A 16,007-nucleotide genomic window follows, 5' to 3' on the forward strand; every position below is an offset into this window, starting at 1 on the left:
GATGGACATCCGACACCACCCCGACGACGACCTGCTGCTGGCCCGGGCCTCCGGCCACATGCCCGCTGGCATGCGACTGGTCCTGGCCAGCCACCTCGAACTGTGCCCGCTGTGCCGCGAGCGCGCGCGCGCACTCGATGCCGTGGGCGGCATCCTGCTCGACGACCTGGCGCCGACCCCCCTGGCCGACGACGCCCTGGCGCGCACCTGGGCCCGGATCGAGGCGCACGAAGGCGCTGAACCCGCGCCCGTGCGAGTCAGTGCGCCCCCACCGCTGCCGCCCGGCGCGCGCTGGCCGCGCGCGCTCGCGCACTGCAGCGCCACGCCCTGGCGCTGGATCGGCCCCGGCATGCGCTGGAGCCGCGTGACAGTGCCCGAGGCCCCGGAAGCCAACGTCTTTCTTCTGCGCATCGCGGCCGGCAAGTACCTGCCGCAGCACACGCACCAGGGGCAGGAGTTCACCCAGGTGCTGCATGGCCGCTTCCACGATGGCCGGGCCTTGTTCGGCGCCGGCGATTTCGATGCGGCCGATGCCGAGATCAACCACCAGCCGGTGGTCCAGGACGGCAGCGAGTGCATCTGCCTCGCCTCGCTGGACGGCCGGCTGCGCTTCGACGGGGCTATTGCGCGTTTCTTCGGCGCGCTGGTCGGGATGTGAGGCGCGTCGCGACCCACGCCGACACGCCGCTCACGGCCGTGCCCCAGGCCAGGTCGGCGGCCGTGACGGCCCAGGGCCAGTCGCGCAACGTGGCCTGGTTCGTCAGGTCATAGGTCGCGTAGGCCACGAGCCCGAGCAGCGCGCCGCGCCGCAACGCCACGGCGGGCTCGCCGGCTTCCAGTGCAGGCGCGATCGCCAGGACGACCAGGCCGAGCAGGTAGAGCGCATAGAACAGCGCAGCCGCCGCCCAGTCCACCTGCGGCGCCATCAGCGCACCGAGCGCGGGCTGGTACAGGCGCGGCCCCATGACCGACAGCCAGACGGCATCGAGCACCAGAAAACACACGAGCGCCCCGAGGTAGGCGGCAAGCAAGGTACGCGGGGATGGCTTCATGGGGTGCTCCGTGGAGGAGAGGTCAGTCGGTAGCTCAGCTGGTGGTCGCCCTTGGTGTCGGCGTCGAGCCCGATCCAGCGTTTGCTGTCGGTGGCATACCAGATGCGGATGCGCTGCTGCGCCGCCTGCAGTCGCCACCCGCGCGCACGCACGGGCTGACCGCGGACCTCGAGGGTCGCATCGGGCAGCGGCTCGAAGCGCACCGGCTCGACCTTGCCCGTCTGCGGGTCGATCAGCCGCTGCTGTTTCACCAGCCGGGGATTCCAGTAGGCAAAGCTCATCGGGCAGTCGCCGTCGAAGCGCTGCGCGACCTGCTGGCGGGTGCCGTCGTCGTCGGTCTCGGTGCGCATCTCACGCAGGCAGTCGCCGGCCCATCGCTCCTCGGCCTGGTGCCGATAGCGGTACACAGGGATGCCGAGCATGCGCACGGTGAACAGGGCGCGGCTGTCGACGCTGCGCGCCGCCGCCGTGCCGCCGACCACAAAGCGATGGGTCCCGATCGGCTTGCCATCGAGCGTGGCGGTGAAGTGCCATTCGCCCGCTTCCTCGTCAGCTTCCTGTGCCGCGGCCAGGCAGGTCGCCTGCGCCAGCATCAGCCCCAGTATGAGCCCCAGGGCGCGGTGCTTCATAGACGTGCGCCGCGTCGCGGCGGCCAGGGAATGAAGGCGCTGGTGCGTGCCGCGTAGCTGCGGTAGGCAGGTCGGCGCTCGGCGATGTCGTGCTCCAGCAGCGCCACGCCCGACACCTTGAGCAGCAGGCCGGTCATCAGCAGCGGAGACGCCAGGCACCACGCCACCGCCCATCCGCCCGCCGACAGCGCTGCCAACCCGAGGCCCCACCAGACGCAGGCCTCGCCGAAGTAGTTGGGGTGGCGCGACCAGGCCCAGAGGCCGCGGTCCATCACCGCATCCTCGCGGCGCGGGCCGCGCAGAAAGCGGGCGAGCTGGGCGTCGGCCACGGCCTCGAAAACCACGCCGCCGCCGACCAGCAGCAGGGCCAGCCCATCCAGCCAGGACAGGGGCGACGGATGCGCGAACGCGGCCAGCAGCGGCCAGCCGACGATCCATGCCAGCACCGCCTGGAGCCCGAACACGAGGTAGAGGCTCTTCAGGCCGAAGTGCGGTTCGTTGCGCGCACGCATGGCCCGGTAGCGGCGGTCTTCGCCGTGGCCCCAGTTGCGACGCCCGATGTGCAGCGCCAGTCGGCAAGCCCACAGCAGCAGCAGCGCGAGCATCCAGGCGCTGCGGCCGTCGAGCACGCGGGCGTAGGCGCCGGCGTAGGCCAGCGTCGGCGCCGCGATCATCAGGGACCAGATCCGGTCCGCCAGGCTGGCGTCGCGCACCACGACGCTGAACACCCAGACCGGCAACGCCACGCAGAGGGTGATCGCCAGACCCAGGGATGCGAGCGACAGCATCACCGTTTCTCGAACAGGTAGTGACCGACCCACCACTGGCCGCCCTCGGCGTAGCCGAACAGCTCTTCCACCGAGATGAAGAAGAGCCGCCAGCGAGTCCACCACACCGGCGCGTCGCGCTCTCCGTAGACGGCGGCCAGCAGGGGCATGAGGGTGGCGCGCCGGGCGTCCATGCGCGCCAGCCAGGCGGCCGAGGTCCGCGCATAGTGGCGGCCGTCCCTGCGCCAGCGCTGCAGCAGGCGCAGGTCGTCCTGGCAGCGCAACGCGAGATCGTCGCTCGGCATCATGCCGCCGGAGAAAAAGTGGCGGCTCATCCAGTCGCTGGCGTCGCGCGCCTCGAACGGGTAGGGCGCTTCGCGGTGCACGAAGACGTGCATGAAGAACCGCCCTTGCGGTTTCAACCAGCGGGCCACGTGTGAAAAGGCGCGCGGCCAGTTGCGCAGGTGCTCGAACATCTCCACCGACACCACCCGGTCGAAGCGCTCGCCGGTCTCGAAATCATTGAAGTCGCAGGTGATCACCTCGAGGTTGCCCAGGCCACGCGCGGCGGCCTCGGCCGTGATGAACTGTCGCTGCGAGTGCGAATTGGAGACCGCCGTGATGTGGGCGCGCGGAAAGTGTTCGGCCATCCACAGGCTCAGCGAACCCCAGCCGCAGCCCAGCTCCAGGATGCGCTGCCCATCCGCCAGGCCGGCACGTGCGCAGGTCTCGGCCAAGGCTGCCGCCTCCGCCTGCTCGAGCGTCTGCACCCCTTCAGGCCACCAGCAGCAGCTGTACTTGCGGTGGGGGCCCAGCACGCCGGTGAAGAACGCGGCGGGCAGTTCGTAGTGCTGCTCGTTGGCTTTCTCGGGCAGCAGGGCCAACGGCGCCTCCCGCAGCCCATCGAAAAATGCCTCCGAACGCAGGGCGACGGCTTCCGGGTCGCCGCTGTCCAACTCGACCAGGCGCTGGCGCAGCAGCCGCCGCACGCCCAGCCGAACGGCGCCGTCGGGCACCAGGCCTTGTTCAACCCAATGGATGGCAGTCGAGGTGCTGGAGGCTTGGGGCATGGCGGTGGGTGCAGGAGGAGGGTCTCCTCTTCCTACGCCGGGCCGGCCGCAATGGATCACTGTGCGTCGGCTTCAGCGCATGGGGAATGAGGCGATGGTGCGAAGTACGGCGGTCGAACACCTGGCGGCGTCACAGGCCAGGCCCACGATCTCTGGACACACTGGACATGCACAGCGATAGCTGCGAAGCGGACGTAGTTGTGCTGGTCAAGGTGGGTGCAACCATCCGGGAGCTATCCAGCGAACCGGGTGGGGCACATGACCCCAGCAGGTGATTTCGGTGAGCCGGTCTTCGTCGATACGGCCGTCGCACTGTTCTCGGCGCGTGTCGGCTCGGTCACCGAGGCGGCTGCACGGGCTGCGCCAGCTGCTCAACATCAGCTGCGCCCGCCAGCGCCTGCCGCTCGAGGCGGCCTTGACCAGCGACCATCTCTACCCGCTGGTGCACTACGCAGCCCACGGCCAGGCGGTGACGTTCTGCGGCGAGCTCGCACTGCGCCAGCAACTGGAGAACCAGACGATCGTTGCGCTCCCCTTGCGCGACCGCGAGATGAACGAGCGGCATTTCGAGGTGCAGAGCATGGCCGGTCGGCGCCTTCCCGATGCGGCGCGCGCTTTCGTCGAACACCTGCGCGAAGTGCTTTGCGCCTGACGCCAGGCACGCGCGCATCCAATGCATGAGGGCCGACGGGACTTTCCCCGAGGCACCTCGTCATGAAGGCCGGGCATACTCGCGCGCCCCTCAAATTTCCATAACAACAACGCCAAGAAAAGAACTTCATGTCAGGACACGGCTTTCACGTGCACGGCCCGCACGACCACGAACTCGAACACGCCGCTTCCAGTGGTCACGGCCACGGCCATGACACAGCGGCTTCTCCCGCCGAGGGCATGAGCACGACAGGAAAGATCGCCGTGATCACCGCGGCCATCGCGACCGCGGGTGCGATCTTTTCGTACATGGGCGGGGCCACGCAGGCCAACGCCGGCCTCTACAAGAACAACGCGGCCATCAAGAAGACCGAGGCTTCGAACCAGTGGAATTACTTCCAGTCGAAGAGCACCAAGCAGGCGCTGGCCGAGTTCGCACGCGACACCGCCACCGACGACGGCCGTCGGCAAGGGTGGGAGAAGAAGGTCGCGCGCTACGAGCAAGAGAAGACCGACATCCAGGCCGACGCAAAGAAGCTGGAGGACGAAGCCAGCCGCTGGGACGTGCAATCCGAGGAGCAGATGCACCAGCACCATCGCTGGGCGCAGGCCACCACGGTGTTGCAGGTGTCGATCGCACTGGCGGCCATTGCGCTGCTCACGCGGAAGAAGTGGGTGGAGCGCGCCATGTACGGTGTGGCGGCTGCAGGCGTGGTGATCGGCGCACTGGCAGCGCTGCACATCTAGGGCTTTGTGCCCCATGCAGGCAACCGGTCTCCCACACCGAGCGGGGGCAGGGATGCCGCGGTCGTTTCAGCGATCTGCAGAACAGCTTAGGCCGCCAACGCCACCGAATGCTGTTCCCAGTCCCCGCGCTCCAGCAAGGCGGTGATCGAAGAGACCGGCGCGTGTTCGCGCACGGCCGGAATGATCTCGTCCGCCTCGTCCGGTGACCCGACGAGCACCGCGCCGACGAGATGACCCTCGGCGACCACCAGCTTGCGATAGATGCCCTGCGCGGGGTCGGACTGGGTCAGCTCGAACTCGCCGGGCCGCGTGGCGTGCACGGAGCCCGCAGAGCGGACGTCGATGCCCGAGACCTTCAGCGCGGTCACGGGAACATGGCCACGATAGACGCGCTTGCCGCCGAGCGCATTGATGGCCGCGATCTCTCCCTGCTCGGCAGCCACTGCCCACAAGGGGATCGAGTGGCCCTCGAACTCGGCCACGTCGCCTGCGGCGTAGACATGGGCGGCACTGGTGCGCATCTGTGCGTCGACGACGATGCCGCGGCCGAGCGTCAGGCCGGCCGACTCCGCGATGTCGACATTGGCGCGCACGCCGGTGCACACCACGACCACATCGGCGGGGAGCCGGCGTCCGTCCTTCAGCACGATCTGCGCCACGCGGCCCTCGCTGCCCGGCTCCAGTTGCGCGGCGTCGGCCTCGGTGATGACATGGATGCCCTGGGTCGCCAGGTGCGCTTCCAGCAAGGCGCTGGCCGGCGTGTCGATCTGCCGGTCCAGGATCTGGCCGCTGTTCGACAGCACCTGGACCTGCGCCCCGAGTTGCGCCAGTGCCTGCGCCGCTTCCAGGCCGAGCAGGCCGGCGCCCAGGACGACCGCGGAGGTGCCGTGGAAGCGCTGCATGTAGTCGCGGATGGCCATCGCGTCATCGGCGTCGCGCAGGACAAAGCTGCCTTCGATGCCGTAGCCGTCGAGCGGCGGGACCCACGCCGAACTGCCCGAGCACAGGATGAGCCGGTCGTAGCCCAGCGTGTCTCGCGTGGCCAGCGTGAGCTCGCGGCGCTGCGTGTCGACGCTCGATACATGCGTGTTGAGCCACGCGGTGACACGGTGCTCGGCATACCACTGGTCGGGGAGCAGGTGCAGGCCCTGGACGCCGGTCGGCATGCTGATCAGCTTGGCGATGGCCATCCGGTTGTAGGCGTTGTGGTTCTCGCGGCCGATGAGATGGATCTCGCACTCGGGGTGGCGACGGCGCACATGGTCGGCCGCCGTCAGGCCGGCCACGCCGTTGCCCACGATCACGACGCGACGGATCGTCGGGTCGAAGGGCACGACCTCGGTCTTGCGTGTTTCGCGCACCACCGGGGCCGCCCCCCGCTTCAGGTCGATGCGGATGGGCCCGGCATTGCGGACCCGCGCCATGCAGGCCAGGCGGGTGCCGTCGGCGCAGCCGAGCCGGGCCAGCGTCGCCCGCTCGTCGCTGCCCATGGGGGCGAGCCGCTCGCCGCCCGACACGACGGCGATCGGGTCGGCGCCGCACACGCCGGAACGGCAGCCGGCGTTGATGGGAGCGCCGCAGTCTTCGAGGGCTTCGAGCAGTGTCTGGCCCTTGCGCAGGGGGGTCTTCGTGCCGGCGGGGTCGATGCAGAGTTCTGCAGGCTGCGCAGACGCATCCGCCGGCGCGGCCGTACCGGCCTCGTTCGCCGGCAGGGCGGCGGCCGGTGCCTTGCGCGCGGGATCGCTCGGGCTGCGGTGCAGCCGCATCGTCTCGATGAAGATCGGTGCCAGCCGGGCACCGTCCCTGACGCCCTTGCGCAATTCACGGCGCAGGAACAGGCGCTCGACCTGCAGCGACCGTGCGATCCACGTCAGGCTCGCGATGATGGTCAGGCCGCGCAGCGTGGCGACGACTTCGGGGGCGATGGACATTCCGCTCAGGCTGCTCAAGGTGCTGACGATCAGCGGGGCGGTGAACCAGTAATACAGGGAGAACGCGGCCGCCGCGAAGAGCACCGGCGAGACATTGCGCGTCTTGCTGCCCAGCATCTCGATGAGGTTGAAGAGCGTCAGGCTGGCGGCCATGTAGACCAGCATCTGCATGACCGTGGAGACCGGGCCGATCTCGCTGGGTGAAGGCACGAGGTAGTAGCCGAGGATCAGGCCCGGAAAGAGGCCTGCGAAGAAGCTGCGGAAGTTTCGGTACGCCGGGTTCGGGTCGTACTGGTCGGCCAGATACGCCGCGCCGGGGTTGAGGTCGTAGCAGTTCTTGGCGCAGCCCACGCACGGTTCGCAGTGCGTGTTGGCGATGCGGATGAACGGTGTCTGGCCGTACAGCCGCTGCACCGGAAGCAGGGGACAGATACTGCTGCACCAGCCGCTCTTGCCCTTGAACAGCAACCCGCCGATGAGCGCTGCGCCCATGGCTGCAGCCAGCAGGCCGGCGGTGGCCATGCCGTTGCCGTTGAACAGCAGCTTGCGCGCGACGACCGCGGAGATCAGCAGGCCGATGCCGATCGGAAATGCCGCGCCCTGCGACAGGCGGCGGCTCGTGAGTGCCCGCGTGATGCCGAGCCTGCGGGGTATCTGGTTGATGGCGGCCAGCGGGCAGATGTTGCGCCACAGCCCGGGCGCCAGCATGAAGACGAGCGGCAGCGAGGGCACGATCAGCCCCCAGAACAAGGGCATGGTCGTGGCGGGTCGAAGTGCCAGCATCACGGCGAGGGCCAGGGCCGAGAGGATGCTCACCACGCGCAGTGCGCGCCACACCGCTTTCGGCACGATGGTCGGCAGCTGCATGAAATTGGCGAAAACAATGGCGGGAGAGGGCTTGAACATGGGTCGGTGGTACCTGCGTGAGAAGGTGTCGCCATTCATGCCCCGGGGGGACGCTGCGACAGTGGTGGCGCCATCGGTGGGTGATGGGGCTCTGCGAGTGATCGGATTCTGGCCAGCCGCACGTCTTAAGGTTGCTATCTTGTGTGCGGCACGCTTACGAGTCTGAAGACGCCGGGCTCAGGTATTCAGGCGGTAGCCGACCCCGCGGATCGTCCGGATGATCTGTCGCCCGAGCTTGCGCCGCACGTTGGACAGGTGCACTTCCAGGGCGTTGCTTGTTGGGGCGCCATGAATCCCCTGCACCAGCAATTCCACCTGGGCCTTGGGGACCGTGTGATCGAATCGCAGCGCGAGTGCCTCCACCAGGTTCCATTCCCGCTCGGTCAGCGCGACAGGCATGCCGCAGCGGACCGTCGTCCGGTTGCCCAGGTCGAACTCGACGTCGCCGCAGCGCACACGCGGCGTTGCCAGGCCGGCGGCGCGGCAACGCAGGGCCCGCACCCGTTCGGCCACCAGCTCGGGGCGGCACGGCATCAGCACGAAGTCGTTCGCGCCCGCGCCGAGGGCCTCGGCGAGTGCGGTCGGGCGAGGTGCTCCCACCATCAGCATCAGGACCGGTGTCGTGATGTGCTGCAGCCGCAACGACCGGACCCAGTCGAGTCCCGATCCGTCGGGCAACTGCGAGCAGACGAGCAGTACGTCGTAGGACTCGTTCTCCAGCATATCGATGTCGCCGAGGCGATCGACGCTGTCGATCAGGAAGCCGTCCTTGCGCAAGTGGGTGAACAGGCCGTCGTCGACCCGTGCGCGATCCTGAACCAGAAGCAGTCGCATGGCGTCACCTGCATGTTCGGCATCGTCATGGCCGCAAGCAGTCACTGGTGCGGTCGGTACGTGCCATGGCATGCCCCTTTCAGCCGGTCTTTCGGAAGAACATTCGCTTCGTCATGGGCGAGCCGGCGTTCTCTTGGACACGGAGACGGGCGCCGCACTGTCAACCGGGGTGCGACCGTGGGTCGCAAGCGCGGCATCGATGGCGTTCAGGTCCTCGGGCAGCAGCGTGCCGTTGGCCTGCCGCAGCTTGAGATTGCCGAGCAGCACCGAATAGCGCGCCACCGCCAGGTCGCGCTTGGTCTGGAAGAGCTGGCTCTGCGCATTGAGCACGTCGATGTTGATGCGCACGCCCACCTGGTAGCCCATGCGATTGGCCTCCAGTGCGATCTGGCTGGAGACCTCGGCGGCTTCCAGCGCTTTCACCTGGCCGGCTGCCGACACCAGTCCCAGGTAGGTGGCGCGGGTGGCCTGCGCGACGCTGCGGCGCGTGGCCTCGAGCACGCTGCGCGACTGGTCTTCGAGCGCCAGCATTTCCCTGACGCGGTTCTCGATCGCGTAGCCGGCAAACAAGGGCAGGTTGAGCGCGACGCCCACGGTGAGGGCCTTGATCCGCGAGCGGCCCGGCGTGGTGCTGGTGCCCTGGGGGTTGTTCGTGACGTTGTAGCCCAGGGTCGCATCGAGCGTGGGCAGGTGACCGGCCTGCGCCTTCTGCACCTCGAGCCCGGCCACGTCCAGGCCCAGCCGGGCCTGCTGGATCGCAGGGTGTGCGGCATCCGCGTGCGAGGTCCAGACCTCGATGTCGGCGGGCGCGAGCGGGGGCAGCACCACGGGCGCCGCCAGCGGCACGGGCACGCTGCCGGTGCTGCCGACGAGTTGGTCGAGCACGATCTTCTTCACCTGCAGGTCGTTCTCGGCGGCGATCTCCTGCGCAATCACCAGGTCGTAACGGGCCTGCGCTTCGCGCGCGTCGGTGATGGTGGTGGTGCCGACTTCGAAGTTGCGCTTGGCCGATGCCAGCTGCTCGGCCACGGCGACCTTCTGCGCGCGCACCAGGGCCAGGCTGTCCTGGCTGGCGAGCACGTCGAAATACGCCTGGCTCACGCGCACGATGAGGTCCTGTTCGGCGATGGTGAGCACGGCCTGCGCCACCTCGGCCTGGCGTTGGCCCTGTTCGTAGGTGGCCCAGTTGGCGGGGCGGTACAGCGGCTGCGTGGCGTTGATGCCGACGCTCTGGGTGTTGAACCCGCGCGTCGTCGCGCTGCCTTCCGTCGAGAGGTCCTGCCGGGTGTGCGAGGCACCGGCCGACAGGCCGACGGTGGGCAGGATGCCGGCCTTGGCCTGCGCGGCACGCGCCAGGGTGGCCTCGTACTGGGCCCGCGCGCCCTGGTAGGTGGCGTCGTAGCCGCGCGCCGACGTGTAGATCTCGACCAGGCTCTGGCCGTGGACGGGTAGCGCGAGGATCGCTGCGAGCACGACGCCCCATGGCGGAACGAGATGCTTCCCGGTGGAAGGTGCCCGTGAGCCCCGTCCACCGGGTGGGGGTCGGCGCAGGCGTGGGTTCAGACCGTGCTCCGATGGTCGGCCGGCGAAGTGGTGCTGCCTGCGCGGCGAATCGCGGCCGGGCTGCGGTCGACATGCAGGATGGCGCTCACGATCTGCTCAGGTGCCGCCAGCGCCGGGGCCATCGACCAGCGGTCATAGGCGTCGTTGCCGATGCGCACCATGCCGGTATGGCGATTGAGCTCCTTGTCGATCTTCGGGTCCGGGTCGTAGAAGCCCAGGGCAAAACGCACGAGGTCGATGCTGCGCCGGCTCCCGGTCAGGAAAAGCCAGCCCGGGTTGACGCTGTGCATCTCGGCGTAGTCGGCCAGGTGCTCCACGGTGTCGACCTCCGGGCGGATGGTGATCGAGTACATGAAGATGTCCTTGCCCACCCGATGGGCCAGGCGCTCCTGCACGCGCAGGAGGTTGTTGGTCATGAGCGGACAGATGCCTTCGCAGTCCGCGTACATCATGTTGATGGCGACGATCTTTCCGCGTACCAGGTCGTCGTAGAAGTTCACCGTCGCCCCGGTGTGGGTCTTCAGTTCGACGTTCGGCATGCGACGTCCCGGGCGTGTGGCCGTTGCCAGGGTCTCGGCGGAGGCGGGCAGGCCGAACGCATACAAGGAAGCGGCGCCCAGTCCGGCGAACAGGTGTCTGCGGTGGTTCATGAGAGTCTCCTGAAAGTCATCGGCGTGCTTCAAACTATGTCGAAGCGAACCATCATCGAGTGGTCCTCGTGGGTGAGGTTGTGGCAGTGCATCAGGTACTTGCCCGAGAAGTCGCGGAAGCGCACGAGCACCCGCACGGTCATGAGTTCGCCGATGACGTAGACGTCCTTGCGTCCGCGCTCGTTCACGGGAATGGGCTGGCTCACGCCGTTGACGCTCTTGCTGAGAATCCGTCCTTCTTCGAAGTGCACGTGGATCGGGTGCTGCCAGCCGTTGTCGGGGTTGATGAACTCCCAGATTTCGGCGGTGCCCTTGGTGACCCTGGCTCTGGCCGTGAGCGAATCGAAGAACAGCCCGTTGACGTTCCACATGCCGCTGTTGCGTTGGAATACCCAGGAGCGAACCGGTAGGGCGGCGAGTTCGCTGGCACTGGGCAGGTCGCGCAGCGGACGCAGCACGCTCGGCACCACGCTCAGGTCGGGTGTCGGGGGCTGGCGATCGACGATGAACTTGAGCACGCGCGTGCCCGGCGATTGCACCAGGCCGGGCTTGCGGGTGTCGACCTGCGTGAGCTGGTTGACGAGGTAGAGCGTGGTGTTCAGCGGGAAGCGCGAGAAGTCCACCACGATGTCCGCGCGCTCGGCCGGGGCGATCCGCACCCTCAGCTGGTTCACGATCGGTGCCGGCAGCAGGTTGCCGTCGCTGGCGATCTGGGTGTACGGGTACACGGTGGTGCCGCCCGTGTTCTGCAGCACGAACTCGTAGAAGCGCGAAGGCCCGACGTTCAGCAGCCGCAGCCGGTACTTGCGGCGTGCGACGCGCAGCACCGGTTCGATCTTGCCGTTGACCACGATCTTGTCGCCCAGCACGCCCTCGGGATTGAGTTCGTCGAAGGTCAGGCGGCCGCCCGAGTCGAATCGCTTGTCCGAGAAGCTCAGCGGGTAGTCGTAGGCGCCGCTGGGCAGCCGCAACCCCGTGGTCTCGTCGCCGGTGTCGAGCGCGTCGAAGACCATGTAGCGTCCGAACATGCCCTTCAGCACGTTCGGTGCCGTCACGCCTTCCGTGTGGTCGTGATAGAAGAGCGACCCCAGCGCTTCGCGCGAATCGCCGAGGCCTCCGAACTCGTCGAAGCCGGCGTAGAGGTTGGGATAGAAGTGATCGTTGAAGGTCCCCGGCGCGGTCAGCGTCACGCCGCCCTGGACGGCGCTGTAGAAATCGCTCGCGTAGCCATCGCTCTCCGCCGGCGTGTGCATGTTGTGCAGGTGCGTGCTGATCTCGGGCGAGCCGAATCCGGTGTGGTTCTGCGGCAGCTGGTTGCGGATGCGGCAGATGACCGACTGCCCGTAGCGCGCGTGGATCGTGGGGCCCGGCGTGATCACACCCGGCGTGTTGCCTTCATAGCCCCAGATGGGCTGCGGGGGGTAGTAGGGGTTGTTGCCGTTGAACAGCCACGCCGGGTTCTCCTTGGCCGTCAGCTGGTACAGCAGCGGCGTGCCGGCCTTGCCGGGCACGGTCAGTTCCGCGTAGCGCTGGTGCGGTGCACGCCCGCACTCGCCGCCTGCGATGTTCGCGTTGAGGGTCGGGGCCGGGGTCAGCGTGGCGAGCGGCGCGAGCGGCGTGACCTGGTTGGGCAGGTCCTCGACCCAGGGTGTCGTCGGCGGGCTGGGCGGCAGCGGCGTGGGCTGTGCGCGGGTCTTGCCCGCGGTCAGGACCATGGGGGCTGCCGTGGCTGCCAGCGAGGCCTTCAGGAACGTGCGTCGCTTGCTGCTGGCGGCAGGCGTCACGGGCTCGTGGAGATTGGAATCCTTGCGCATGATGTATTCCCCTCGTTGACAAAGAACAGCTCCGCTACATCTGCCGTCCCGATCGGCGGATGGTGGAGGTGATGGGCTCGATGACGTACTGAAGCGCGGTCTGCGAGACGCCCGCGATATAGACCTCGGCGGGCATGCCCGCCTGGAGCTTGAAGTCGCCGATGGCCCTGAGCGACTCGGCGTCGGCCAGGATCATCACGCTGTAGTAGGGCAGGTTGGTCTGGCGTTCGATCAGCCGGTCGCCGGCGACATAGGTCACCTTGCCCGTGACCATCGACGTGTTGCGGTACTTGAAGGCGGTGAACTTCACCCGCGCATGCTGGTTGAGGTGCACGTTGCTGATGTCTTCCGGGCGAATGCGCGCCTCGATCATCAGCTGGGCGTCGCTGGGCACGATGTCCGCAATCGCCTCTCCGGGCCCGACCACCGCGCCGGGCGAGGTGAACTTGAGGTCGATCACTTCGCCGCTGGCCGGGGCCACGACAACCTGCCGCTGCGCCGCGTCGTTCGACTTGCGCTGCTCCTGTTCGATCTCGCCCAGGCGCTGGGTGGTGGCCTTGAGCTGGTCGCTCGCGGCCTTCACGTAGTCGTTGCGGATCGACTGGATCTTCAGGTCGATCTCCACCAGGCGCTGGGCGGCACGCGCCAGTTCCGTGCGCCGCTCTTCGAGCTTGGCCGCGTACTCCATCACCACCGATTCGAGCTGGGAGATCCGGCTCGACGAAATGAACCCTTCCTGGATCAGCCCGCGGTTGGCCTCCAGGTCTTGCCGCTGCAGGGCGAGCGAGTTCTGCGCCTGCGCGATCTGCGCGTGCACGGCGACGATTTCCTGGTGCACGCGATCGCGCTGCGTTCTCATGAGCGTCGCTGCGCTGTCCAGCGAATGGCGCTGGGCCTGGAACAACGCCGTTTCCTTGAGCAGGGCCTGGCCGATGCGATCGTCCTGCTTGGCCGCGCGCAGCAGGTCTTCGGGGAAGGCGAGCGTCTTGGCGACGGCCTGCTCAGCCTCCAGGCGCACGAGCATGGCGCGCTCCAGATGGACGCGATAGCTCAGGCGATTGCGGTCGGCGTCCACGCGCACGTCGCCCAGGACCAGGATCGGATCGCCGGCCTTCACATGCTGGCCGTCGCGCACCATGACTTCGCGCACGGTGCCGCCTTCCAGGTGCTGCACCGGACGGCGATTGAGGTCCACCTTGACGAACGCGGGGGCCACCACCGCCATCGAGAGCGGGGCGAAACCCATCCACAGGCCCAGGGGCAGGATCGCGCCGAGGATGACCCAGCATCCGCTGCGCGCGAGGCGTCGCGCATGCTCCCGGCTGCTGCGTGGGGCGGCAACGGGCGGCATCGGGAGTGTGGCGGTGCTCATGGTGCAGGGTCCTTGTTCGCAACGGTGGCGCGGCGCTCAGGCGGCCTTCTGGTCCACGATCGCCTGGGCCTGGCGCTGCATGTCCCGCATCACCTCGCTCGCCGGGCCGAACTGCTGGATGCGGCCTGCGGCGAGCACCAGGATCTTGTCGACGTGGGCGATCAGCGACGGGCGATGGGTGACCACGACCGAGGTCACGCCGGCCTGGCGCAGGCCGCTCATCGCCTGGGCGAGCGCGACTTCTCCCGCGCCGTCCAGGTTGGAGTTCGGCTCGTCCAGGATCACCAGCTGCGGGTTCCCATACAGCGCACGGGCGAGCGCGATGCGCTGGCGCTGGCCCGGAGACAGCCGCGAGCCGTGTTCGCCCACCGGCGTGTCGTAGCCCTTCGGGAGGGTCAGGATCATCTCGTGCGCGTTGGCGCGCAGGGCGGCGGCAACCACCGCTTCGGAGTCCACCTTGTCCAGACGCGCGATGTTGTCGGCCACGCTGCCGTCGAACAGCTCGACGTCCTGGGGCACGTAGCCGATGTAGGGACCCAGCTCTTCGCGCGGCCAGTACGACACGTCGGCGCCGTCCAGGCGGACCCTGCCGCTGCTGGGGCGCCACACGCCCGTGAGCACGCGCGCGAGGGTCGACTTGCCGGCCGCGCTCGGGCCGACGATGGCCAGGGCCTCGCCCGGCGCCAGGGAGAAGACGATGTTCGAGAGCACCTGGGTGTCCGAGCCGGGCGCGCGGTACGAGATGTTCTCCGCGCTCAGGCGCCCTTCGGGGCGCGGCATGGTGACATGCGGCTCGCTGCGCTCGAAGTCTTTCGACAGTTCCTGCAGGCGTCCGTAGGCAGACCGCGCTTCGATCAGCGTGCGCCAGCTGCCCACGAGCTGCTCCACCGGCTGCACGGCGCGGCCCAGCAGGATGCTGGTGGCGATCATCACGCCGGCGGAGGCCTGCTGGCTCAGCACCAGGTAGGCGCCCAGGGCCAGCATGAGAATCTGGATGGCCTGGCGCGCGGCCTTGGTCCCGGCGGTGAACGCCACGGTGCTGCGGCTGGCGCTGGTCTGCATGGTGGCGATCTGGTCCTGCAAGGCCCTCCAGCGCACCAGCAGGCGCTTGGTCATTCCCAGGGCCTGCAGCACTTCGGCGTTGCGCAGCGAACTCTCGACGTACTGCGCCGCGCGGCGTCCTTCGTTCTGCAGGTTCTCCAGCGACCGGCGGCTGATGCGGTCGTTGAGCCAGGCCAGGCCCAGCATGAGGACGGCGGAGAACGCAGCACCCAGGCCGAGCGCGGGGTGGAACATCCAGATCACGAACACGTACACGAACACCCACGGCGCATCGAACACCGCGATCAGGCCGTTGGCGGAAAACACGGCGCGCAGCGCCGCCACATCGCGGATGCCTTCCGTGCGCATGCCGGTCGGGGTGCGGGCGGCGCGCTCCACGATGGCGCAGACCACCGGCGGGGAGAGCCGCTCGTCCACCATGATGCCCACCACGTTCTGCAGCCGGGTCCGCACATAGTCCAGCAGCAACAGGATCAGCAGCGCCACGCCGGTCCCGCCGAGCAGCACCAGCAGCGTTTCATGGCTGCTGGTCGAGATGACCCGGTCGAACACCTGCAAGGTGAAGAATGCGGGCACCAGGAACAGCAGGTTGATGAAGAAGGAGAACGCCGCGATGTAGAGCAGCAGCGGTCGCAGTTCCATCCACAGGGTTTTCATGTGCGTCTCCTGTGGTTCTATGGGGCGTTGCTCAGTTGACCCGCTGGTCTTGCGCCGCGGCCTGTGCCGCAGCTTCCAGCGACTTCACCCGCCGCACGAGCCGCTCGATGGTCACCATCTGCGCCGAGTAGGCGCGCGAGAGCTGCTGCGTCGCATCGCACAGGCTCTGGATGGCGACGCTCAGCTCGTCCTTCTTGGCGTTGACCATGCCGATGCGCGACATGACCAACGTCGCGACCTCGCGCGGGTCGGAGATGGAGCGAGGGGCCTGCTGCGGGCTTGCGTTGTTTTTCTCGTCCATG

At 68.3% G+C, this 16,007-nt stretch carries 15 protein-coding genes; 3 read left to right on the plus strand and 12 right to left on the minus strand.

The genetic code is table 11. The features are described 5' to 3' along the window. The first annotated feature begins 1 nt into the window (after nucleotide 1). Nucleotides 2-658 (plus strand): ChrR family anti-sigma-E factor, encoded by a 657-nt coding sequence (locus CY658_RS20550; protein ID WP_101491964.1) that lies wholly within the window; start codon nucleotides 2-4, stop codon nucleotides 656-658. On the opposite strand, the gene CY658_RS20555 is transcribed toward CY658_RS20550, so the two are convergent. From CY658_RS20555 to CY658_RS20570, 4 genes are read right to left on the minus strand one after another with little or no spacing between them, the layout of a single operon-like run. Further along, entirely contained in the window at nucleotides 621-1,052 is a 432-nt protein-coding gene (locus CY658_RS20555; RefSeq protein WP_101491965.1) for a DUF2177 family protein, read from the minus strand. The two genes, CY658_RS20550 and CY658_RS20555, sit on opposite strands and share 38 nt — an antisense overlap. Then, nucleotides 1,049-1,681 (minus strand): DUF6134 family protein, encoded by a 633-nt coding sequence (locus CY658_RS20560; protein ID WP_101491966.1) that lies wholly within the window; start codon nucleotides 1,679-1,681, stop codon nucleotides 1,049-1,051. Before CY658_RS20560 ends, CY658_RS20555 begins: the two co-directional genes overlap by 4 nt. Further along, nucleotides 1,678-2,469 (minus strand): DUF1295 domain-containing protein, encoded by a 792-nt coding sequence (locus CY658_RS20565; protein ID WP_101491967.1) that lies wholly within the window; start codon nucleotides 2,467-2,469, stop codon nucleotides 1,678-1,680. Before CY658_RS20565 ends, CY658_RS20560 begins: the two co-directional genes overlap by 4 nt. Beyond that, nucleotides 2,469-3,518, minus strand: a complete 1,050-nt coding sequence (locus CY658_RS20570) for an SAM-dependent methyltransferase (protein WP_101491968.1) — start codon at nucleotides 3,516-3,518, stop codon at nucleotides 2,469-2,471. The genes CY658_RS20565 and CY658_RS20570 overlap by 1 nt, the downstream gene beginning before the upstream one ends. 325 nt (nucleotides 3,519-3,843) lie before the next feature. On the opposite strand from CY658_RS20570, the gene CY658_RS20575 reads away from it, so the two are divergent. Continuing rightward, complete coding sequence (locus CY658_RS20575; RefSeq protein ID WP_225616983.1) at nucleotides 3,844-4,170, plus strand: LysR substrate-binding domain-containing protein; 327 nt, start codon at nucleotides 3,844-3,846, stop codon at nucleotides 4,168-4,170. A 128-nt stretch (nucleotides 4,171-4,298) separates the two neighbouring features. Next, a complete protein-coding gene (locus tag CY658_RS20580) occupies nucleotides 4,299-4,916 on the plus strand; it encodes a DUF4337 domain-containing protein (protein ID WP_101491970.1) in 618 nt (205 codons plus the stop codon). Nucleotides 4,917-5,002: 86 nt separating this feature from the next. Here the strand turns inward: CY658_RS20580 and CY658_RS20585 are convergent, their stop codons facing one another. From CY658_RS20585 to CY658_RS20620, 8 genes are all read right to left on the minus strand, one after another. Further along, nucleotides 5,003-7,753: an NAD(P)/FAD-dependent oxidoreductase gene (locus tag CY658_RS20585; protein WP_180839006.1), complete on the minus strand. Its 2,751-nt coding sequence runs from the start codon at nucleotides 7,751-7,753 to the stop codon at nucleotides 5,003-5,005. 177 nt (nucleotides 7,754-7,930) lie between these two features. After that, nucleotides 7,931-8,587 (minus strand): winged helix-turn-helix domain-containing protein, encoded by a 657-nt coding sequence (locus CY658_RS20590; RefSeq protein WP_180839007.1) that lies wholly within the window; start codon nucleotides 8,585-8,587, stop codon nucleotides 7,931-7,933. Nucleotides 8,588-8,698: 111 nt separating this feature from the next. After that, on the minus strand, nucleotides 8,699-10,060 hold the full coding sequence (locus CY658_RS20595; protein WP_101491973.1) for a TolC family outer membrane protein: 1,362 nt from the start codon (nucleotides 10,058-10,060) through the stop codon (nucleotides 8,699-8,701). Between the two features lie 86 nt (nucleotides 10,061-10,146). Next, nucleotides 10,147-10,800 (minus strand): SCO family protein, encoded by a 654-nt coding sequence (locus CY658_RS20600; protein WP_101491974.1) that lies wholly within the window; start codon nucleotides 10,798-10,800, stop codon nucleotides 10,147-10,149. A gap of 29 nt (nucleotides 10,801-10,829) precedes the next feature. Further along, nucleotides 10,830-12,614: a multicopper oxidase family protein gene (locus CY658_RS20605; protein WP_257884947.1), complete on the minus strand. Its 1,785-nt coding sequence runs from the start codon at nucleotides 12,612-12,614 to the stop codon at nucleotides 10,830-10,832. Nucleotides 12,615-12,648: 34 nt separating this feature from the next. Then, the gene (locus CY658_RS20610) at nucleotides 12,649-13,986 is read right to left on the minus strand and encodes an HlyD family type I secretion periplasmic adaptor subunit (protein WP_101491975.1); all 1,338 of its coding nucleotides are present in this window, start codon (nucleotides 13,984-13,986) and stop codon (nucleotides 12,649-12,651) included. Between the two features lie 36 nt (nucleotides 13,987-14,022). Further along, a complete protein-coding gene (locus tag CY658_RS20615; RefSeq protein ID WP_101491976.1) occupies nucleotides 14,023-15,705 on the minus strand; it encodes a type I secretion system permease/ATPase in 1,683 nt (560 codons plus the stop codon). Nucleotides 15,706-15,736: 31 nt separating this feature from the next. After that, nucleotides 15,737-16,006 (minus strand): hypothetical protein, encoded by a 270-nt coding sequence (locus CY658_RS20620; protein WP_101491977.1) that lies wholly within the window; start codon nucleotides 16,004-16,006, stop codon nucleotides 15,737-15,739. Between the last annotated feature and the right edge of the window lies 1 nt (nucleotide 16,007).

The organism is Variovorax sp. RO1 (assembly GCF_002849325.1).
Classification (GTDB): Bacteria; Pseudomonadota; Gammaproteobacteria; order Burkholderiales; family Burkholderiaceae_C; genus Variovorax.

Coding starts and splice junctions, on each gene's coding strand:
- CY658_RS20560 (WP_101491966.1), bottom strand. CDS start 1,681: ATGAAGCACCGCGCCCTGGGGCTCATACTGGGGCTGATGCTGGCGCAG.
- CY658_RS20570 (WP_101491968.1), bottom strand. CDS start 3,518: ATGCCCCAAGCCTCCAGCACCTCGACTGCCATCCATTGGGTTGAACAA.
- CY658_RS20550 (WP_101491964.1), top strand. CDS start 2: ATGGACATCCGACACCACCCCGACGACGACCTGCTGCTGGCCCGGGCC.
- CY658_RS20590 (WP_180839007.1), bottom strand. CDS start 8,587: ATGCGACTGCTTCTGGTTCAGGATCGCGCACGGGTCGACGACGGCCTG.
- CY658_RS20615 (WP_101491976.1), bottom strand. CDS start 15,705: ATGAAAACCCTGTGGATGGAACTGCGACCGCTGCTGCTCTACATCGCG.
- CY658_RS20620 (WP_101491977.1), bottom strand. CDS start 16,006: ATGGACGAGAAAAACAACGCAAGCCCGCAGCAGGCCCCTCGCTCCATC.
- CY658_RS20555 (WP_101491965.1), bottom strand. CDS start 1,052: ATGAAGCCATCCCCGCGTACCTTGCTTGCCGCCTACCTCGGGGCGCTC.
- CY658_RS20585 (WP_180839006.1), bottom strand. CDS start 7,753: ATGTTCAAGCCCTCTCCCGCCATTGTTTTCGCCAATTTCATGCAGCTG.
- CY658_RS20605 (WP_257884947.1), bottom strand. CDS start 12,614: ATGCGCAAGGATTCCAATCTCCACGAGCCCGTGACGCCTGCCGCCAGC.
- CY658_RS20600 (WP_101491974.1), bottom strand. CDS start 10,800: ATGAACCACCGCAGACACCTGTTCGCCGGACTGGGCGCCGCTTCCTTG.
- CY658_RS20565 (WP_101491967.1), bottom strand. CDS start 2,469: ATGCTGTCGCTCGCATCCCTGGGTCTGGCGATCACCCTCTGCGTGGCG.
- CY658_RS20610 (WP_101491975.1), bottom strand. CDS start 13,986: ATGAGCACCGCCACACTCCCGATGCCGCCCGTTGCCGCCCCACGCAGC.
- CY658_RS20580 (WP_101491970.1), top strand. CDS start 4,299: ATGTCAGGACACGGCTTTCACGTGCACGGCCCGCACGACCACGAACTC.